Origin of the sequence: Furfurilactobacillus milii (assembly GCF_009864005.1) — a bacterium.
Taxonomy (GTDB): Bacteria; Bacillota; Bacilli; order Lactobacillales; family Lactobacillaceae; genus Furfurilactobacillus; species Furfurilactobacillus rossiae_B.
Window position 1 is genome coordinate 1 of the sequence record NZ_WEZQ01000001.1, and the last position, 17,886, is coordinate 17,886.

24 protein-coding genes and 5 pseudogenes are annotated in these 17,886 nt (G+C 39.2%); 13 read left to right on the top strand and 16 right to left on the bottom strand.

Annotated elements, in window-relative coordinates; translation table 11 throughout:
• A pseudogene (locus tag GB993_RS00005) lies at positions 1–118 on the top strand (IS30 family transposase); the annotation flags it as partial.
• Between the two features lie 62 nt (positions 119–180).
• Here the strand turns inward: GB993_RS00005 and GB993_RS00010 are convergent.
• The 3 genes from GB993_RS00010 to GB993_RS12965 form a co-directional block, all read right to left on the bottom strand.
• A complete protein-coding gene (locus tag GB993_RS00010; protein WP_161002571.1) occupies positions 181–1,515 on the bottom strand; it encodes a dihydrolipoyl dehydrogenase family protein in 1,335 nt (444 codons plus the stop codon).
• Positions 1,516–1,667: 152 nt separating this feature from the next.
• On the bottom strand, positions 1,668–2,198 hold the full coding sequence (locus GB993_RS00015; protein ID WP_005919347.1) for an MFS transporter: 531 nt from the start codon (positions 2,196–2,198) through the stop codon (positions 1,668–1,670).
• Between the two features lie 14 nt (positions 2,199–2,212).
• The gene (locus GB993_RS12965) at positions 2,213–2,596 is read right to left on the bottom strand and encodes a hypothetical protein (RefSeq protein ID WP_238331548.1); all 384 of its coding nucleotides are present in this window, start codon (positions 2,594–2,596) and stop codon (positions 2,213–2,215) included.
• A 217-nt stretch (positions 2,597–2,813) separates the two neighbouring features.
• Between GB993_RS12965 and GB993_RS00025 the strand changes: the two genes are divergently transcribed.
• The 5 genes and pseudogenes from GB993_RS00025 (at position 2,814) to GB993_RS00045 (ending at position 6,296) form a co-directional block, all read left to right on the top strand.
• Positions 2,814–3,530, top strand: a complete 717-nt coding sequence (locus tag GB993_RS00025; protein ID WP_161002572.1) for a hypothetical protein — start codon at positions 2,814–2,816, stop codon at positions 3,528–3,530.
• A 14-nt stretch (positions 3,531–3,544) separates the two neighbouring features.
• Positions 3,545–4,183, top strand: a complete 639-nt coding sequence (locus GB993_RS00030; RefSeq protein WP_186337665.1) for a hypothetical protein — start codon at positions 3,545–3,547, stop codon at positions 4,181–4,183.
• A 128-nt stretch (positions 4,184–4,311) separates the two neighbouring features.
• Complete coding sequence (locus GB993_RS00035) at positions 4,312–4,608, top strand: DUF5839 family protein (protein WP_161001706.1); 297 nt, start codon at positions 4,312–4,314, stop codon at positions 4,606–4,608.
• Positions 4,609–4,988: 380 nt separating this feature from the next.
• A complete protein-coding gene (locus tag GB993_RS00040) occupies positions 4,989–5,168 on the top strand; it encodes a hypothetical protein (protein WP_347877334.1) in 180 nt (59 codons plus the stop codon).
• A gap of 3 nt (positions 5,169–5,171) precedes the next feature.
• Positions 5,172–6,296: pseudogene (locus tag GB993_RS00045) on the top strand (hypothetical protein).
• 155 nt (positions 6,297–6,451) lie between these two features.
• On the opposite strand, the gene GB993_RS13220 reads toward GB993_RS00045, so the two are convergent.
• Positions 6,452–6,541: a putative holin-like toxin gene (locus GB993_RS13220; RefSeq protein WP_072672334.1), complete on the bottom strand. Its 90-nt coding sequence runs from the start codon at positions 6,539–6,541 to the stop codon at positions 6,452–6,454.
• Between the two features lie 140 nt (positions 6,542–6,681).
• Positions 6,682–7,631 (bottom strand): annotated as a pseudogene (locus GB993_RS00055) (magnesium transporter CorA family protein).
• Positions 7,632–7,733: 102 nt separating this feature from the next.
• Here GB993_RS00055 and GB993_RS00060 point away from each other — a divergent pair.
• Positions 7,734–7,907: pseudogene (locus tag GB993_RS00060) on the top strand (IS30 family transposase); the annotation flags it as partial.
• Between the two features lie 376 nt (positions 7,908–8,283).
• Here GB993_RS00060 and GB993_RS12895 read toward each other — a convergent pair.
• From GB993_RS12895 to GB993_RS00085, 6 genes are all read right to left on the bottom strand, one after another.
• Positions 8,284–8,424, bottom strand: coding sequence for a hypothetical protein (locus tag GB993_RS12895; RefSeq protein WP_003681696.1), 141 nt, complete (start codon positions 8,422–8,424; stop codon positions 8,284–8,286).
• Between the two features lie 10 nt (positions 8,425–8,434).
• A complete protein-coding gene (locus GB993_RS00065; protein ID WP_003680323.1) occupies positions 8,435–8,686 on the bottom strand; it encodes a GlsB/YeaQ/YmgE family stress response membrane protein in 252 nt (83 codons plus the stop codon).
• 14 nt (positions 8,687–8,700) lie between these two features.
• Positions 8,701–9,243, bottom strand: coding sequence for an Asp23/Gls24 family envelope stress response protein (locus GB993_RS00070; protein WP_161002574.1), 543 nt, complete (start codon positions 9,241–9,243; stop codon positions 8,701–8,703).
• Between the two features lie 28 nt (positions 9,244–9,271).
• Entirely contained in the window at positions 9,272–9,457 is a 186-nt protein-coding gene (locus GB993_RS00075) for a DUF2273 domain-containing protein (RefSeq protein ID WP_003596522.1), read from the bottom strand.
• 11 nt (positions 9,458–9,468) lie between these two features.
• A complete protein-coding gene (gene amaP / locus GB993_RS00080) occupies positions 9,469–10,029 on the bottom strand; it encodes an alkaline shock response membrane anchor protein AmaP (RefSeq protein ID WP_056946814.1) in 561 nt (186 codons plus the stop codon).
• A 541-nt stretch (positions 10,030–10,570) separates the two neighbouring features.
• On the bottom strand, positions 10,571–10,786 hold the full coding sequence (locus GB993_RS00085; protein WP_057870351.1) for a CsbD family protein: 216 nt from the start codon (positions 10,784–10,786) through the stop codon (positions 10,571–10,573).
• Between the two features lie 153 nt (positions 10,787–10,939).
• Between GB993_RS00085 and GB993_RS00090 the strand changes: the two are divergent.
• A pseudogene (locus tag GB993_RS00090) lies at positions 10,940–11,257 on the top strand (HNH endonuclease); the annotation flags it as partial.
• A gap of 150 nt (positions 11,258–11,407) precedes the next feature.
• On the opposite strand, the gene GB993_RS00095 reads toward GB993_RS00090, so the two are convergent.
• Positions 11,408–12,094 carry an MgtC/SapB family protein gene (locus tag GB993_RS00095; RefSeq protein ID WP_161002575.1) on the bottom strand — a complete coding sequence of 229 codons (687 nt, stop codon included), beginning with the start codon at positions 12,092–12,094 and terminating at the stop codon, positions 11,408–11,410.
• Positions 12,095–12,400: 306 nt separating this feature from the next.
• Between GB993_RS00095 and GB993_RS00100 the strand changes: the two genes are divergently transcribed.
• Together GB993_RS00100 and GB993_RS00105 are read left to right on the top strand one after the other, a co-directional pair.
• The gene (locus GB993_RS00100) at positions 12,401–12,988 is read left to right on the top strand and encodes a recombinase family protein (RefSeq protein ID WP_010622482.1); all 588 of its coding nucleotides are present in this window, start codon (positions 12,401–12,403) and stop codon (positions 12,986–12,988) included.
• A gap of 81 nt (positions 12,989–13,069) precedes the next feature.
• Positions 13,070–13,786 (top strand): minor capsid protein, encoded by a 717-nt coding sequence (locus tag GB993_RS00105; RefSeq protein ID WP_161002576.1) that lies wholly within the window; start codon positions 13,070–13,072, stop codon positions 13,784–13,786.
• Positions 13,787–13,903: 117 nt separating this feature from the next.
• Here the strand turns inward: GB993_RS00105 and GB993_RS00110 are convergent, their stop codons facing one another.
• Positions 13,904–14,152: a GlsB/YeaQ/YmgE family stress response membrane protein gene (locus GB993_RS00110; protein WP_003606447.1), complete on the bottom strand. Its 249-nt coding sequence runs from the start codon at positions 14,150–14,152 to the stop codon at positions 13,904–13,906.
• A 344-nt stretch (positions 14,153–14,496) separates the two neighbouring features.
• Here GB993_RS00110 and GB993_RS00115 point away from each other — a divergent pair, with 344 nt between their 5' ends.
• Positions 14,497–15,180 (top strand): DUF4355 domain-containing protein, encoded by a 684-nt coding sequence (locus GB993_RS00115; RefSeq protein WP_238331549.1) that lies wholly within the window; start codon positions 14,497–14,499, stop codon positions 15,178–15,180.
• 12 nt (positions 15,181–15,192) lie between these two features.
• Positions 15,193–15,756 carry a hypothetical protein gene (locus GB993_RS00120; RefSeq protein ID WP_238331550.1) on the top strand — a complete coding sequence of 188 codons (564 nt, stop codon included), beginning with the start codon at positions 15,193–15,195 and terminating at the stop codon, positions 15,754–15,756.
• Between the two features lie 28 nt (positions 15,757–15,784).
• Here GB993_RS00120 and GB993_RS12900 read toward each other — a convergent pair whose 3' ends face one another.
• The 3 genes from GB993_RS12900 to GB993_RS00130 all read right to left on the bottom strand — a co-directional run bounded on the left by GB993_RS12900 (position 15,785) and on the right by GB993_RS00130 (position 16,792).
• Positions 15,785–15,955 (bottom strand): hypothetical protein, encoded by a 171-nt coding sequence (locus GB993_RS12900; RefSeq protein WP_162853996.1) that lies wholly within the window; start codon positions 15,953–15,955, stop codon positions 15,785–15,787.
• Positions 15,956–16,026: 71 nt separating this feature from the next.
• Entirely contained in the window at positions 16,027–16,335 is a 309-nt protein-coding gene (locus GB993_RS00125; protein WP_161002577.1) for a DUF5388 domain-containing protein, read from the bottom strand.
• Positions 16,328–16,792: a ParA family protein gene (locus tag GB993_RS00130; RefSeq protein ID WP_238331551.1), complete on the bottom strand. Its 465-nt coding sequence runs from the start codon at positions 16,790–16,792 to the stop codon at positions 16,328–16,330. The genes GB993_RS00125 and GB993_RS00130 overlap by 8 nt, the downstream gene beginning before the upstream one ends.
• Positions 16,793–16,892: 100 nt before the next feature.
• Between GB993_RS00130 and GB993_RS00135 the strand changes: the two genes are divergently transcribed.
• The gene (locus GB993_RS00135; protein WP_186337666.1) at positions 16,893–17,879 is read left to right on the top strand and encodes an IS30 family transposase; all 987 of its coding nucleotides are present in this window, start codon (positions 16,893–16,895) and stop codon (positions 17,877–17,879) included.
• Positions 17,880–17,886 lie beyond the last annotated feature (7 nt).

A 17,886-nucleotide genomic window follows, 5' to 3' on the forward strand; every position in this document is an offset into this window, starting at 1 on the left:
TAGTGCTCAAGATTTAACGACGACGTTACTCCAAATTAACCAGCGACCGCTTAAAATACTCGACTGGCAAACACCGTATCAGGTTATGCTGACAAATTTTTCCAAAAATTCGGATTAAATTTGCAATCTACCAAATAATAAAAAAATGCCGAGTCTCCTTAAAAGAGGCTCAGCGTTTTTTTAAATCTGTGACCAGACGTCCGCTCCCAAAGTAGGGAAGAGAGGTACGATGCGGCCTAGTTGTTCAGCTGTATATTGAAACTCAATTGCTGGTAATAAAACGTTAATTGCATCGGCAGCATGTTCACTAACTTCAGCTGCTCCTACAAGATGATGGTCTTGATCGTAAATCAAGGTGTTATCACCAATTGTTTCCTTATCAACTTGGCGGAACCATCCGTCAGGAAGATGATTAGTTTTAATGGTGTAATCAGGATTTTGCTGAGCTTCTTCGACGCTCATACCAACCTGTGCGATTTGTGGTGAGGTAAAAACAATGGTTGGGATGGGCGGATAGTTGATTGCGTCAGTAGTCTTTCCTGTGAAAAGTTGGGTTAAATAACTAGATTCAAAGATCGCAGTCGGGGTGAGCTTAGGCTGTTCTTTATCAAGCACATCACCAGAAGCATAGATGTTATCAATGTTAGTTTGAAGATGATCGTTAACTTCGATCCCGTTAGCATTGTAACTAACGCCTACTTCGTCTAATCCGATGTTTTCGATGTTAGGAATTCGTCCGGTAGCATCCAAAATCCAGTCGGTGGTGAGGGTTTCGTGATCGTTATAAGACACGGTAAAATGAGAACCGTCTTCCTCAAAACGATCCACCTGAGCGTTGTAAATGAACTTCACCCCTCGTTTTTCGAGGTCGGCAATGACTTGTTTTATGTAATCTTGATTAAATTTGCGCAACGCCCGATTATGGCGTAAAAGTACAGTGACGTTCGCGCCGGCAGCATTGGCAATCGTGGCAAATTCCATGCCGATATAGCCCGCGCCAATAATTACGATATTTTCAGGAAGCTGTTTGAGGTTCATAAAATCGGTACTGTCATGCGTAAGTTCTGAGCCCATAACATCTAGATGGTGGGGACGTAGCCCCGTTGCAATCACGATTTTGTCAGCGGTGTAGCGCTGTTGATCCACTTCGATGGTGTGAGCATCAACAAATTTTCCACGACCGTGAATAATTTCGATGTCAACAGAGTCGAGTAAACCAGTAATCATGTCCGGCAAGCCGTCGATGACTTCGTGTTCATGTTCTACATTGGCAGTCCAATCCAGCTTTAAGTCACCATTTACAATGCCATCAAGGCGTTCTTGGTGGCGTAAAAGTTGAACCGGGTTGTCCAGCGTAATTTTCGCGTTGCATCCACGGTTTGGACAAGTTCCCCCGATTTTGTCCGCTTCGATAATGGCGACTTTTTTACCACTATTAGCTAGTGGAACCGCCCCGTCGAAGGCACCATGCCCCGCGCCTAAGTACAAAACATCAAATTGATAACTTTCAGTCATTTAATTACCTCAATCCTAAATTTAGGTGAATAAACAATTACCATTGTTGGCACGAGCATAGCAGAGGATAGGTGCGAGTTGCAAGCGATTGCAACTGAAGAGAACAAAAAGCAATCCTTAACTTTAAATAAGGATTGCTAAAAAATATCTTACTAACGTTTTAATGATTTAATCGATAGCATTGAAATACCACCAATCAAGGAAAAAATAAATGAAACAATAAAAATTCCAGAATAACCAAAAAGACTTATGACGGCAGCGGCTAAAACGGGTGCGATAGCTTGTGTAATTGTATTACCTAAGTTGTAAACACCTAAGAAAAATGCAACACGATTTTGATCGGGGATAACTTTTAAGTTTAATAAATTATCAAGTGCGTTCCATAAGCCCATTCCTAAACCGGCAGCTAAGGCGTAAAGAATAATACCAGTATTATTTCTTAAGAAGAACAGGGAGAGACCTGCAATTGCTAATAAGATAGTTGAGAGACCTACTGGTAATTTCAGTATTTTAAATTTATTAGATAGTGGCCCAGCGACTAATCCCATCAAAATGCCAAAAATAAGCATAATCATGTTAACAAGTTGGATAGAAGATTGAGTTTGATTACCACGATGAAGAAAGTCGGTCATTATATATAAAATGTATCCTGTAATTGCAAAGTTTCCAACTCCCTGAAACATTTTTCCTATAAGAGCTAGGTAGTAGTCGCACCAATTTGCCAAGAAGGAAAAATTAACTTTACATTTTTTAAAGAAAGCTTTTCTTTCTTTTTAGTTGAGGTTTCATCTAAATTAGAAGGCTCATGGACAATCAAAGTTGCAATTAATACGCCAGCAAATGTGAATATACCAAAGACTATAAATCCTAGTCGAAACTGGCTAAGGAACAAAGCACCGATAACGTTAAATTCGTTATTACCTAAAGCCATGCCTAGACCACCATAAGCAGAAGAAGCAGTCCCCTTTCCATCTTCAGGTGCAAAGGCTAATCCAGATTTGAAAAAGCCAAGAGCTAAAAAAGCCCAACAAACTTTACAACAATAATCGTAAAAAGCGCCTAGAAATAGGCGTTTTTTCATGTTTTGACGTTTGAGAAACGCATTCTAAGTCCAGTTTTTATTAATAAATGGGTTAATGTCCGCTAAATGAATATATAAACTGCGTCATAACTTAAGAGTTATGTGCTGACTGATAAGGTTCAAAAAGAACTCACCATTAATCAAGCAAAAACTACCAAGCCCAATACTAGGATCGGTACCAGAAGCTAAGTTAGTCACAACCGTCAATGCCGACAATGTGACCATTAAGAGTCAATTCAATACGAAGATCAACGATGTGACCACGAATTCAAACACGCCAAGTAACTCAGTTGAGAAGCTTTCACCATCATTAGTGGCCAAGCGCGTGGAAGATGCCCAAGGCAAGCTCGCAACAACGAGTGACAACGTTAATATCTTGACGGGTAAGGACGTTTACTTTGATATTTTCAATCAGTACGATAACAACTCACATACTGACGATTTAACGGATACTGATCAATTGCCGAAAAATGTGCAGGTTGATACCAGTAAGATCAAGGTGATGATGAGCGATGGGAAGGCCGACGCCTTTAGCATGACGGCTGATAAGCTCACGGGGCTGAGCTATACGAAAGACGTGACCAGCGATGTTACGATTGCTTATAAGGACGGTAAGTTAACCGTGACGCCGAAAGCGGGTAAGGAAAATGAGTTTAAGAGCCAGCAAACGAAGGTCCGGTTTGCGGCTAGTTTGCCAAAGGATAAGACCGATAGTGAGTTAACTAAGAAAGATAACGATTATACCTGGTCAAATAAGGTAACTAAGGGCGATAAACCATCAAATGATGTGGCATATCATTCAGAAAAGGATCCGGACTTGATTGTGAAAAAGGTTGAAACACAAGATGGTAAGTTAGCTGACAAAGTGGCCAATGCTAATATTATCAATGCCAAAACCGTTCCTTTCAACATTTTAACCAGTATAACAATTTAGGTGAAACCCAATATATGACCGATACCGATCAACTACCAAAAGATGCGAAAGTTGATTTGAAAGCGGTGAAAGTTTATCTAGCTGATACCGCAACAAGCGATACCAATTCATCATCTAAGGCCGATGACGAGTCAGCAGGTGCGATGAGTGCCAGTTCAGCAACTAAGACTGACCAATCATCAAGCGCAACGAGTGCTAGTTCGTCAGCTAAAGCTGATGATCAGTCGGGATCAACTAGCAAGATTGATGCTAAAACAAGGACTAAGGAAAAACTAGCGACATTGACTTACACTAAAGATGTGCCCGCTGATTTCACAGTCAAATTTGAGAACGGTCAGCTAACCGTGACGCCAAAAGCTGATAAAATCGCTGAGTATGCTGGTAAGCAAACTAAAACACGCTTTGTTGCGAGTTTGCCAAGCGACAAAGCTGATCGTGAGTTGACCAAGCAAGGTCAGACCTATAATTGGAATAACCAAGCCTCTAACGGTAAGGACAAGACCAGCACGGTTAAGTATCATACCGACAAGCCGGTAACTCCGGCCAAACCAACGACTCCAGCACCTAAGCCAACGGTTACTAAAATAGTTAAGATGGCCCAAATTGGTCATCACCAAACTTGGTTTGATCGATTGGTGGCTTGGTTCAAATAATTGCTAGTCTGAGGTTCAGCACGTATACTAAAGATATTAAGGAATGACCGATGGCCAAAAAATGGAACAATGTAATCCTTACATTCCAATAATTCCACCAACTTTCTTTTTTCTTAGGAGGAATCAACATGGCTGATAATGTGTTAATGGCCTATCATATTGTGCATGATCCTGATGAGCGGGCAAAACATGTTTTGAATACGAAAAAGTTGTATAAGTGGCGGATTACCGAAAAGACGAAGGGCACCCCGGTGGTTGGTAATGTGGCGTTAGTCCAAACCCAGTTTGCGAAGCGTACCCCAGTTATGATTTATGCGACAAAGGAAGTTGCCAATGATTTAAGTGACTTACAACCAGTTAAAGCATTTACGAACTATCGTGATCAAGAGACGGTTAATCAAACGTTTGATGACCTGATGAAATAACTTAACGGCCCATAACAATGTGGAATCAGTAACATTGTTATGGACCATTTTTGCTAACAAGAAGTGCTAATGTAAAACATACTTGAAATAGCCATGGTGGCAGTTATGAATACATGTTTTGCGCCCAGTATGTAAGTTTAACTTAGCTATTATTCAATTAGATCTAGAATGCTGATACTTGCTGATGGATATAAGAATTTAAATAAATTGATAGAATGATGGTAGTAGTCGCCAAAAAAATTGACTGGTTAACAGTTGATTTATATGTGCCAGTTATGTTGATGGACTATTCTCTAATGAATAGTGGATCCTATACATGTAATAAGAGTGAAGGTCTAATAAGCTTGAGCAACTTAAAAAATAGTTTTTGTTCAAGCTTCATTCGGATTGATTTTACAATCTACCATAAGTATTTAAAAGAAATTACTGAAAATGGGGCTTATTATCAAGTGGCTTGGCAAAAATTAGCCGATGGCTACGTTGCCCCTTATGGCACGACCCCGATTCAAATAAGATCATTGCCGACATTGAATGATACTTTTGAAGATGAGGAGGGGTAGACAATGCCGAGTAAAGCCGACGTTAAAGCCTGGAAAGCACAATTAGTCGCCCAGGCTGAACAGCAAATCCTAAAATTAACCGATAGTGACCGATTTAAACAGTATCTCAATACCCTGGCTAAATTTCATCGTTATAGCGCCAGAAACATTGATTTAATTTATGCGCAAAATCCTCAAGCCACTCAAGTCGCCGGTTTTAAGCAATAGCAGAAGGCTTTTAACCGCACCGTCAACCGGGGCGCAAAAGCGATTCGGATTGCGGCTCCGATCATTAAGAAGCTAACACCAGCCGAGCAGAAGCATCTTGATACCACCGATGAGCGCGCCATTGTCGGTTATCGCTATCTACCCGTCTTTGATGTGGCACAAACTAGCGGTGAACCAGTGTTAAGTGCTAAAGACTTTGTCAAAGAAAATTTGGCCGATCATCAGAATGTGACAAGCTTGTATAACGCATTCAAGGACTATCTAAACCAGCAAATCGACCTTAAAGTCAGTGAAGTGCCCTTAGCAACGCTAAATGGGGCTAAAGGGTATTTTCAACCCAGCACTAATGAAATTGTTATTGGTGGTGATGAATCCGATAATGCTTTAAAATTGAAGACGTTATATCATGAATATGCACATAGTCAGTTACATGGATTAAAATCAGCCTTTAAAGATCGGCCACGAGCCTATCAGGAAACCCAAGCCGAAGCGGTTGCGTATGTTGCCATGCAAAATATTGGCGTTGATACCAGCAACTACTCACTCGGTTACGTGGCCACCTGGGCTAAAGATAAAGCCGTGATCCATAGTGCTTTAAGTGAGATCCAGCAAGTGAGCAACAAAGTGATTGAGCTTAGCGACGGGTTAACCAAACAATTAGGCTTACAAGAAGCCCAAAAAGAGCCTGAGCATGATCTAAAAAAGTTATCAGCCCATGATCTTAATAAGTCCTATCAAGGCTTGCAACAACAAATTCAACAAGCAACTAGTCCACAACAGAAAGCACAATTTAAAAAACAGTTAAACGATGTGCATCAGGAAATCAGTGAGCGAACACAGAAGCAACTGAAATCCTTTGCTGAACAGCATCCAGAAATCAAACAACCAGATTCTGAACCTGATCAAAGCCTAAAACGTTAGCCAGTTTTTAAGGGACATGCTATAATGTAATAGAAAAAGGAAGTCTTGCGCTAACAAGACTTCCCGCGCAAGCCGCTTCAAAGGCGGTGGCATTAGTTAAGAAATGATAGTTGAGTCACCCTGTAACCTAGCCAAAGTTACGCAGGGCGGCTTTTTTATTTGTTCCTTTTGTCGATGTATGTTAGCAACGCTAAAATAAACATTGCAAACAGCAACATCAACGAGAGTGTCTGGAAGACGCTCATTGACTGTGAAACCTTCCTGAAGATTATTCCATGTTCCCATGGGCCTCACCTCGCAAGGGAAAAGACAGCCACCGCCCTTAAAACTTCCTGCGTAATCCATGCAATTCTGCTTTAAATCATATTAGGGTATCACAAATACTTTACAAATATTTTTTGCGTCGCATCAAAAACCAGCAAATTAGGCTTAGTATAACAGAGATAATCAGCACAGCAAAAGCACCATAAAAAGATTTTTCAAACGGGACATCGACATTGATTCCCCAAAAGCCAAAAATAATCGCTGGAATAGTCAAAACGATTGATATCTCTGTTAGAGTTTTCATAATCATGTTAAGCTGATAAGAAATCATATTGTTTATCATATCTTCCAAATCATCCAAATATTGGCTGTAACCTAAAATAATTCTATCCATTGTGTCGCTTGTATCGTATATCTCATCAATTATTTTTTTGGTGGTAAAATCAATATCATTAATAGTTGTGAAATTTTTTTAACGAAATCCAGCGCTTTGTGATTAGCGCCATAGGTTGTTGACAAAGCTATCATGTATTTTTGAAGAGTCAATAAATCATTAAACGTTGGTCTGAGTGGACCGGACGTTGATATTTTTGAGTCTAAATCATCAATTTTTTCCTTGACTCCACGAAGGTTGTTAAGCATCACATGGAAATCTTTTTGCATGATCTTTAAAAGTACTTCCTCCATGAAATTATTGACATCACGTAAAACCATATTGGATAAGAGTTCGGGAATGAATTTTAATTTTTGTTTTGTAAAAATTATCAACTTATTTTTAAATACCAAGAAAACAACAGATGTCATCAGATTATCTAGATGCCCACCTTCATGTACCTCGGGAAACAAAAAACTTACGAGCAAACTTTTTTCATCGTTCTGATCTATCATCGTGTCATATGCAACTTGATCATCAAACGTTAGTATATTGCCTATTTTAAAGTTATATTTATGTTCAAAAGATTCGATATATTCTCGTTCGTCACCATAAACATAAACAACAGAAGAATTTTTGATATTTGATTCTGACGAAACTTCTAATGTATCTTTTGTTAAAGAATAAGTTTTCAGCATTGTAATCCTCCTGCTTTATATTTTTATCAAAAATAAATGCCTAATTGTTGTGAAATAAATACGTTATCAGTTTTAAAAACATTTTATCTTATGGTAGATTGCAAATTTAATCGGAATTTACGTTATTTTTATCCTAAAGGGACTCGTTTTGAGCACATTAGTGCTCAAGATTTAACGACGACGTTACTCCAAATTAACCAGCGACCGCTTAAAATACTCGACTGGCAAACACCGTATCAGGTTATGCTGACAAATTTGTCCAAAAATTCGGATTAAATTTGCAATCTACCTTATGGGCTTTAAAGGTTTAACACCATAAGCACCACCTCCGATTGGAAATAGCCACCGCCTTAACTTCTCTACTGGATCTATTATACAGGCAGTCTAGCTCTTTAACCAAATATAAAATTAAAGAATCAGTAAGAATACTATATTTATATCTGTAAAAACAGTTTTTAACTGCTAGGTCATAATGTATAGATAAATAAAAGCAAGCACCTATGTAAAAAAGTGCCTGCTTTGATTAATTATCGAAAAAATTCCAATCTATATTTATAAAGGGTCATCTCACCAATTTAAATATTGATTAACTGATCTTCAATTGCTCAATTATTTACGTTCTAAGAAGCCTAATACAGATAAATTTGGCTAATTATCCATGTAATTTTTGTTGCAATGTATCACCAATGCCATCTACTTTCTTAGCAGCCAAGACGGTGCCACCGATGAGGACACCACCTACAATGAGCGTAGAAGCGATCATAAACTTAAATACACTTTTCAAGACGTCCATAAAATTCCCCTTACTTTTTACTAGTTCGACCAACAACTAATGAAACAATCAGAACTAAAATAATTGCCCCGATGATCGATGGTATCAATGCCATGCCAGCTAACGAAGGGCCCCAAGTGCCAAGGAGCCCTTGGCCAATCCACGCACCGATTAAACCAGCTACGATGTTTGCAATCCAGCCCATAGCAGCACCACGGTTAGTGATTGCGCCAGCAATGGCACCAATGATTGCCCCGACGATTAATGACCAAATAAGTCCCATATTTACTCACTCCTTTAGTTAACACGACTAGATTTATTGTCAGACGTTACTTTATCAACGCTGTCACCTAATGTTTCCTTCGATTTCTTTGCGCCCTTACTGACGGCTTCCTTCGTTTTGTCTGTGGCATCGCTCACGCGATCTTGCAGAGAAGTCGAATCTTTTTCATATTGCTCCTTTGTCTTGATATCAACAACATTCACATTTACCTCAATTACTTCTAATTCGGTCATATTCTTTACTTCCCGAACGATAACATTTTTGATCTTGTCATACAGTTTAGAAATATCAATGCCGTATTCAGCAACAATGTCGAGATCCGCTGCAACCTGCTTTTTTCCAACCTCTACATCAATTCCTGATGTGACATCTGAAGTATTAACTAGTTTTTGAGCAACATTTGAGAAAAAGCCGCCATCCACGGTTAATAAGCCATCTACTTCAGAAAGTGCGATACCAATGATCTTTTGAATAACCTTATCATCAAATGTTAAATTGCCTTTAACACCAGACTTTTCGTTAGTTGTTGTTTTCTCACTTGGCGTTCCATTCTGCATAATTTTTCCTCCTTATAATTCAAACAAGTTATTTAAAAACATTTGTTAAGATACCAGTTTTTTGAATATAATAACCCGCGGTAATCCCGATTGCCATAAAAATCAAAACAAAAAGCGTCTTGAAAAATCCAAAAGTGATGATAAGGACCGCTAAGAGCAATCCCATAATTCCACCAATTAGTGGCCAAAAATAGGCTTTAATGAGTTCGGTCACGATATCACCTCCTAGACAACTCGAGATTTATGCACATTAGCGTCCAACTCATTAAAATCAACGAGTCTGATTTTAATTTTTTTCTGTTCAGAAATTCCAAGACAAATACGCAAATCTTTTTTTAATTGATTAAGAAAATTTGCAGTCTGTTGCTTGGCATTGACTGAATTTAGTAGATCACCCGATATTTTAAGTGTGATCCCTTTTCGTGATAACTTAGATGATACCTTGGGGTTGCCAATAAAGGGTTCATGTTGAAGTGCTGAAAGCGCAAAATGTTCAATAGCTTTCTTACTGATGGTCACTTGACCATCAGACTTTTGATGAAGATATAATGATTGTGACCGTGGCCAAAAAAGTGTGATAAGCAAAAAAATAATTAACAGTACCGCCAGAATTACTCCACTCCAAAAGAGATATATCGGTTCGTACTGCTCCAACCAACCAAGCTTTAATGACATGGGTGTACTAGTACCAATGGCCGTTGACCAATTTTTAAAGACAAGAACTATGGATAAAGGAAATGCAAGGATAATAACAACTACTATTAATGCCTTAAATATAAATCGCAAATCATCACCTCCTTTGCCATAATTATAGCACAACAGGTAGTGATGATTTGCGATTTATATGTTCTTATAAGGAACCAATTAAGATTTTTGTTTGACTAAACCAATCTAGCCAATAGGGTATATTTAAAATTAAAACATCCAGCTCGCTATGATAAATACCTGTTGTTGGAAAAATAAAATAGCGCTAAATTATTTATTGAGAAGATAAATTCAAATATATATTCAACGATTGATACTAAATAACTAAGAGCCACAACCGATATAAAATTGGCTGTGGCTTTTTATTTTTATGATGCAGCATTTCTTGAATTTTGTACCATTAAAACCAGAATAAAGCCGATGGTTGCTAGTGGTATCAAGAGCTAAGCGCACAGATTACGGATTGGTCAGTTGCCAGTATGAGCGTGACGTGATTGCTGGAATTGACAGAAAATGGGAACGGGAGCGTCGTGCTAAACAGCATGGCGCTTTTAGTTTGCATAAAAAAGTGTACAAAAAAGACGGAGCGCCCACACAAACTCCATCTACGTTACATTAACTATTAATCTTTATTATCGGACAACTTTTCTTTTACACTTTCTGTAGCACCTTTTACCGTATCTTTTGCATCGCCAAGTTTTTCCTTAGCTTTACCAAGCACACCCTGAGATTTTCCTTCAGCTTCCAATTCTTTGTCACCGGTCACTTTTCCACCGACTTCCTTAGCCTTACCAGCTAATTGATCCTTTTTGCTCTCAAACTTTTCCTCTTGAGTCATAAATGAATCTCCCTTCGTTGAAAATGTAGTATGTGTACATCATTAGAATAACAAATATGTATTTAGCTTATCAAAAGATACGCTTGAAAGGAAAAAATATGAAATGGTTAATGATAATTCTCACGGCGGAGATGCTTTTATCTGGTAACTCACATGACTAGAGTGCGTAGGTGTCGTCAACAAGGATGCCATCAGATGGTGGAACTACCGGATCATTACTGCGCTAAACACTATGCGCACGAGGCGGAGTATCTAGCATCCCGGCAGAAGCGGGCGCGGTCAGGCGACCAAATGGCGAGGCACAAGTACAACACAGTCACTAGGTATCGCACGTATGACAAGCGAGAACAGTATCAATTCTATCGTGGCAAGCAATGGCAATCATTGCGCCAATTGGTATTGGACCGTGACCACTATGTCTGCCAGTACTGTGGACGACCGAACAGCAACACGGTGGATCACATTGTGCCAGCTGGTTGGCTTTTTGCTGTAATAAAGTTTTGGCTTGCTCAATAAAGGAATTTGTTAGGGAACAAACTGATACGATGCCAGGAAGCAATACGACATATTTTTAAATAGGTCGTATCTACCAATTCATAATCATTTTTTTGTTTGTCATTGTTAATCCAGCACATCAATCTTTTTCACATCGGCCAAATGACTCATTTTCAAAATAAAATCATCAGGGTCAGTTCGGCGGACTAATCTAATTTGCATTTCAAGGAAAAATGAATCCGGTTTGTATGCCAGAATTCGCATGTGGACGTGACTGCTGCCAATGATTTTTAGTCTTTCTGGTAAGGCGTCCATGTCACTTAGTTTGCCATTAAGCGTAACTTGTAGGCGGATCATCGAACGATTCGGGTAACGTTTAAGCGCCTTGATTCGCCTAACAATTGTTTGGGCGATTAGGATGCAGAGCGTCCCGGCAATACCGATTACGTACATATCCGCGCCAACTGCCAGACCAATCGCGGCAGTCGCCCATAAGCCAGCTGCAGTTGTTAAGCCGTCGATCTTGTGATTAACGGTCATGATGGCTCCGGCGCCGATGAACCCGATGCCAGTGACAACCTGTGAGGCAACTCGGGATGGATCCAGGCTGACAGAATTTGCATGATTGAGGACATCAAAGAATCCATATTTGGAGATGATCATGAAAAGAGCGGCTCCTACCGCAACCAACATATGAGTCCGCATCCCAGCGGTCTTTAGGCGGACCTTTCGTTCATAGCCGACAAGGTCGCCGCAGATTGCCGCCACAAATAGCCGTAAAACCCATTCTAGTTGATATAACCAGTAAGCCATCACCATCCACCTCCTTGTTCCTAAATGGCTGTATAACAGTTATTATACTGCGTTGTGTCGTCAAGGTAAAAAATGCCGTCTAATCTCAAAATAAACCACCCATATTTAACTTGCCAGTTAAACGGGTCTAGAATTTTTGGTGTTGGAAAGTATTTCCATTCCAAAAGTACTAGGCCCTAATTTAAAAAGCCATTGATAATGGATCAAAAAAAGGCCACTAGGGTATACCCTATTGGTCTTTTTTATTTCTGTGCTATACTAGGAATTACAAGTGTTCATTAGAACTGTCCAAAAGGAGAACTGGAAATGGCTAAAATCGGTTATGCGCGTGTGAGTTCCAAGGAGCAACATTTAGATCGACAGTTAGCGGCTTTAAAAGACGTTGATAAATTATTTACGGATAAATTAAGTGGGGCTAACACTAATCGGCCAGAACTGCAAAAAATGCTGGCCTATATTCGTGAGGGTGATATTGTAATGGTCACTGAATTAGATCGCTTAGGCAGAAACAACCATGATTTGACTAAGATCATGAACTCCATTCAAAATAAGGGTGCCACCCTAGATGTGTTGAATTTACCGTCCATGACAGGGATTGCTGATCCTAACTTACGTCAACTGATGACTAACCTCATCATTGAACTGTATAAGTATCAGGCTGAAAGCGAACGTAAGCGGATCATTGAGCGCCAGCAACAAGGGATTGCATTAGCTAAGCAGCAGGGTAAATATCACGGGCGCAAACCCCAATACACCCAAGACGATCCCCGCTTGCAACATGCTTTTAAGCTTTATCGAGCTGGCATGAGTGACATTGATGTGTCCCGAAATACAGGTATTAAACGGACGACCTTTATTCGATACCGTGTGAAATACGGTATTAAAAGAAAATAGGGCCCCCTTTTGGTTAGCACATATTAACTGAAAGGGTCCCTATTTTCTTTACAATCTACCTTTTACCAAGCAATTGATGAAATGCTAGCTAACGCTAGTCCTAGTGACAAATTGTCTAAACGCTTGCAAGCAATCTTTGCCCAAGCATCTATTTCTCGGCGTGATATGTTGGGTGCAATGATTGGCGCCGGTATGAATATTGCTACAGCAAAAAGTGAATCATTTGCAGTGAATGAACTCAAACAGCAGTATATCGATGGCTATAATAATTCAAGCCCTAATAAACTATCAACAGTTCCAGATAAAGTAGCCAACCAAGCTGAGAATTCTCAACGAATTTGGGTGCATGGCGACGTCATGACGACACGAATGAAAGAAACCCTGAACAAGGGTTTGAGTCGCCGCATGAAAAAATCAGACATCAATAAAATGACCCGCAGTATTCCTCAAAGCGGTGATCGAATTGATGACAATTTAGCAACGCCTATGAACCAAATGCTATCCAGAATTCATACGTTAACAACTAATGAAGCTATACGCAATAGCAACGGTGGTAAGAATAGAGCGTATGATGAACAGAATGTTCAGTATGTGATGTGGTTAACCGAGGAAGATGATCGTGTTTGTGATATTTGTGAACCACTTGATAGACAAACATTTGCCTATGGACAAGCACCGATTCCAGTCACGGATACTCATCCAAGGTGTCGTTGCCAGCTGGTAGCCTGTGATGAAGATGGGAATCTGCTGTCTGGTGAACTTAATAGGGTATTTAAGGAACAAAAAAAGCCCACTTAGTTTAAAACTAAGTGGGTCAGGAATATTATTAATTGGCTTCGCTCACAACAAAGTCGAGGGGTGCTAACTAAGTTAGCATCTATAATTAGTATAAGAACCTTAAATGAAGCTTAAAAACTAATTCTTTGATTTACCGACAAAGAAAGAAACTACAGCAACAACAATTACTGCTCCAATAATTGAAGGAATAATTGCCATTCCGGCTAATTGAGGACCCCAAGATCCGAGTATAGCTTCTCCAATAGAGGAACCAACTAATCCGGCAACAATATTAGCAATCCACCCCATTGATTTTCCTTTGCTAGTAATTGCTCCAGCAATAGCACCAATGATGGCACCAATAATTAAAACCCATAACCAATGCATAAAACATCATCCTCTCTTATTTTTCGAAGGATGTTTTTTAGATTTGTTATAGTTTTGAATTTCTTTAAAAATGGCTAATAAAAGTTGAGATATAGAAATGATAATTGATATTTTTGACCAAAGTCTAAATCTTTTCATATGAAATCCTCTATTATCTAAATTGCATCCTTCTAAATCTAATTATAGACAATTGAATATTTGCATACAAGTTATTCGATTGTGCCATTCTTTTTAAAATAGGAATTTTTGATTTGCCTTTTTCTCAATTACAGGCGTTAAAGAGTAATCGATTTATTTATTGCGCTTACAAACAATTTAGCATACGGACTTAAAAAGGAGTTTTGATGATGAAAACAAATTTGCAATTTTTTGCTGATCCTAACCCAGAACCTAAGCCAAACGATTCCAACCCAAATCCTGATGGTAAAAATCCAAAGCCAGCTGGCAAGACCTACACACAGGATGATATTGGAAAGATGATGGCCTCTAAGGCTAAAGAAGTAGAAAGCAATCTGCGGGATGATTTTGAAAAGGAGCTTAAGCAAAAGGAACAAGAATGGCTTGAAAAGGAGCTTAAGCAAAAGGAACAAGAATGGCTTGAAAAGGGTGAAAAACGAGCCAGCATGAATGCTAGTGAGAAGGCCCAAGCCGATTTAGAAGAGCAACGACAAGCTTTAAAAGAACAGCAAGACCGTCTTCAAGAAAAATTAGATGAAGCTGATCGTAAGGATGCTTTAGCTGCAACTAAAACTGTTCTAACTGACCAGCACATTCCAGCTGAATTTGCGGAGTTTATTAGTGATGTTAAAGAAGATGTTCGCAACAATAACTTAGATAAGTTCACAAACTTATTTAACAAAGCAGTTCAGGAAGCTGTTGAAAAGAAGGTTATGGGTAATCAATCACCACAGAATGGCGGTCAACAATTTAACGTTTCTATGACACGCGAAGATTTTGCGCAGATGAGCCTTGAAGAGCAGACTAACCTTTATCGTCAAAAACCAGATTTGTACAACAAACTTAAATAGGAGATGTAGGTAATGACCGTAATTAACGGAAACCCTACGACTTTTAGTAATTTAATTGAACCAACAGTCTTTCTAGACTGGATCTATCGTCAAAATACTCAAACTAATCGATTTGTTCAATCTGGTGTGCTAAAAAACGATCCAGTATTAGGTGGCCGATTGCTTCAACCAGGACGATCAGTCGAGATCCCTGCAATGAATGATTTAAGCGGTGATGCAGATGAATGGAATGATACTAACGATATTCAAACTAATGGTGTTGATTCTGCTATGGAATACGGCATTAAGATGTATCAAAACAAGTCATTCGGTAATACTGACTGGGGAGATTTAATTTCTGGTGCAAGTACCCAACAGCAGATTGCTAATCGCTTTGGCAACTGGTGGACTCGCCAAGATACAAAGATTCTTTTAGATACTGTTAAAGCCACTTTTAACAATACTGATATCGCGACTGCCAAGACTTATGGTGTGGGTTCTGAAAAAGAATTATCCGCCTCAGACTTTGTTAAAGCACTTGCCCGCATGGGTGATGTAATGGATAACGCCTTATCGACATTAGTTGTTAACTGGTAGATTGTAATAAACTTCCGAACATTTTTCATTATCTCTTCTCTTTATCGGCCTCATTAGGGACCATTGCACTGGCAACATTATCTAGCCAGTCCTCATTAGAAGACTCCTTATTAGTATCGTAAATTCCTTGGATGAAGTCTTCAAACTTTTTATCGGCCAACCTTTGTTGTTCTTCTTTCTTTTTATCTTCTTCATTCATGCGTTAGCCTCCCATTTATCTCTCTACTATTAATAGTATAACGATTCCATCTAAATTGTGATTATTGCTAGTTATTTTGAGCGTCTGCTAGTATATATCTTCTTCACCGTTCGATATTCAGCACGTTCCTCATTTGTTAAACCTTCTAGCGTGCTATTAATTGTGTGTTCAAGCATCTCATCCACACTTTTAAAATTAAGCACTGCGGATAATGCATTTAGCATATCGGCTGTCTCAACTGAGCATCTAATTGTAGTAGTTTTAGGCTTAGACTTTTTAGTGTTTGCTTTCACTTTCATGTCCCGCGAAAATATATTGCTAGGTTTCGGAACTTGAGTAACATCTGAGTTAAGGCTTTTCTTGAGCAGGTCTTTACTCATCTTTACCAACCCTTTCAACAAATTCATTTGTAATTTTCTTATATAGCGCATCTACTCGCATATCATGCATATCATGTTTTTGTGTTTTTAAATCTGGATCAACAATGCCAATAATGTCATAACGTTTTAGCCGTTCCATATTTTTAACAACATTTTTAAAAATATTATCCTTGTCAAACTCAGCCTCGGCTTGTTCTAGTATCGACTGATCAACCTGGCTGTTGTTCTTTAGCAGAACCGGTAGTATTCCTGCAATGTTGAAATCTGCGTCATAATTAGAGACAAGCTCTTGCAGGTAAGATATAAAGGCCTCAGCACCTACATACGACCGTTCTTGAGTTTGAAGCACAATTATAACGCTGTCTGAGGCCATTAACGCTGAGTCAGTGTATACACTAACAGTTGGTGGCGTATCAATGATAATGTAATCGTAGTCATCTTTAATTTTATCTAGCAAAGGCGAATTTACAATTGAAATGCAACACAAAGTAAAAAAATAAACCCATACCGGGTAGAATATGTTTAACGACCAAATCAAACAATTCGAGGTATCCGGTATGAGCTATAAACATCTTACTATAAAAGAACGTGAAATACTTATGTTTTTACGAGCTAAGGGGTTATCTATCCGGGCTGTTGCGTTACGGCTGGGGCGAAATCCAAGCACTATTTCACGGGAGTTAAAACGTTGTGCAGGTAATTATTCCCCAAGCAAAGCAGATAATGACTATCATCAAAAGCGGCAGAATTGTCACAAGAAGCGGCTATTAGACAGCCATCCACAATTACGCCGTCAAATTGTTCATCACATCTTAGATCTGCACTGGTCACCAGAGCAGATTACCGCTCGCTTTAATAAGGAACATCAATGGTGTGTTAGCTACAACACAATTTACCGTCATATCTATCAACACAATTTAGGTGAGAAGTACTCCTCACGTGGTGATACCGGTATTCAGCGCCATCTCAGACATAAACATCGGACTCGGCATTCAAAGAATACTAGACGACATCGAGAAGTACAGACCGACTATATCTCGATCCATGAGCGCCCTGGTTTTATCAACCAGCGTCAACGTATAGGTGACTGGGAAATTGATACTGTGATTGGTCGAACGGGTCACTCCATCCTTTTAACGGTTGTCGATCGGCTTAGTCGGCTTACGCTTATCAAAAAGGTTGTGCAAAAGGACTCGCAGGAGATAAATAAAGGCTTAGTTGAACTGTTAGGGGCCATTCCTAAAGAATTTGTTCATTCTATTACACCAGATCATGGGACTGAATTTCTTCATCTTGATGAAATCAGCGAAAGGTTAGGTGTTACTGTCTATTGGCCCGATCCATATTCGCCTGAACAGCGTGGAACAAATGAGAATACAAATGGATTAATCCGGGAATATTTTCCCAAGCGAACAGATATTGGTAATTATACAGAACAGGACGTTGAACACTGCCAAAAGCAGTTAAATCAACGTCCTCGCAAAGTGTTAAACTATGAAACCCCATATGAAGTATTTTTTGACAAACCGTTGCACTTAGTTTGACAATTCA

Bases quoted from the DNA above. Each gene is read 5' to 3' on its own strand.
- GB993_RS00085 (WP_057870351.1), bottom strand. From the start codon at position 10,786: ATGACTCAAGAGGAAAAGTTTGAGAGCAAAAAGGATCAATTAGCTGGT.
- GB993_RS00115 (WP_238331549.1), top strand. From the start codon at position 14,497: ATGATGAAAACAAATTTGCAATTTTTTGCTGATCCTAACCCAGAACCT.
- GB993_RS12900 (WP_162853996.1), bottom strand. From the start codon at position 15,955: ATGAATGAAGAAGATAAAAAGAAAGAAGAACAACAAAGGTTGGCCGAT.
- GB993_RS12965 (WP_238331548.1), bottom strand. From the start codon at position 2,596: ATGAAAAAACGCCTATTTCTAGGCGCTTTTTACGATTATTGTTGTAAA.
- GB993_RS00015 (WP_005919347.1), bottom strand. From the start codon at position 2,198: ATGTTTCAGGGAGTTGGAAACTTTGCAATTACAGGATACATTTTATAT.
- GB993_RS00105 (WP_161002576.1), top strand. From the start codon at position 13,070: ATGCTAGCTAACGCTAGTCCTAGTGACAAATTGTCTAAACGCTTGCAA.
- GB993_RS00065 (WP_003680323.1), bottom strand. From the start codon at position 8,686: ATGGGACTTATTTGGTCATTAATCGTCGGGGCAATCATTGGTGCCATT.
- GB993_RS13220 (WP_072672334.1), bottom strand. From the start codon at position 6,541: ATGAGCGTCTTCCAGACACTCTCGTTGATGTTGCTGTTTGCAATGTTT.
- GB993_RS00095 (WP_161002575.1), bottom strand. From the start codon at position 12,094: ATGGCTTACTGGTTATATCAACTAGAATGGGTTTTACGGCTATTTGTG.
- GB993_RS00070 (WP_161002574.1), bottom strand. From the start codon at position 9,243: ATGCAGAATGGAACGCCAAGTGAGAAAACAACAACTAACGAAAAGTCT.
- GB993_RS12895 (WP_003681696.1), bottom strand. From the start codon at position 8,424: ATGGACGTCTTGAAAAGTGTATTTAAGTTTATGATCGCTTCTACGCTC.
- GB993_RS00135 (WP_186337666.1), top strand. From the start codon at position 16,893: ATGAGCTATAAACATCTTACTATAAAAGAACGTGAAATACTTATGTTT.
- GB993_RS00100 (WP_010622482.1), top strand. From the start codon at position 12,401: ATGGCTAAAATCGGTTATGCGCGTGTGAGTTCCAAGGAGCAACATTTA.
- GB993_RS00030 (WP_186337665.1), top strand. From the start codon at position 3,545: ATGACCGATACCGATCAACTACCAAAAGATGCGAAAGTTGATTTGAAA.
- GB993_RS00035 (WP_161001706.1), top strand. From the start codon at position 4,312: ATGGCTGATAATGTGTTAATGGCCTATCATATTGTGCATGATCCTGAT.
- GB993_RS00010 (WP_161002571.1), bottom strand. From the start codon at position 1,515: ATGACTGAAAGTTATCAATTTGATGTTTTGTACTTAGGCGCGGGGCAT.
- GB993_RS00120 (WP_238331550.1), top strand. From the start codon at position 15,193: ATGACCGTAATTAACGGAAACCCTACGACTTTTAGTAATTTAATTGAA.
- GB993_RS00110 (WP_003606447.1), bottom strand. From the start codon at position 14,152: ATGCATTGGTTATGGGTTTTAATTATTGGTGCCATCATTGGTGCTATT.
- GB993_RS00125 (WP_161002577.1), bottom strand. From the start codon at position 16,335: ATGAGTAAAGACCTGCTCAAGAAAAGCCTTAACTCAGATGTTACTCAA.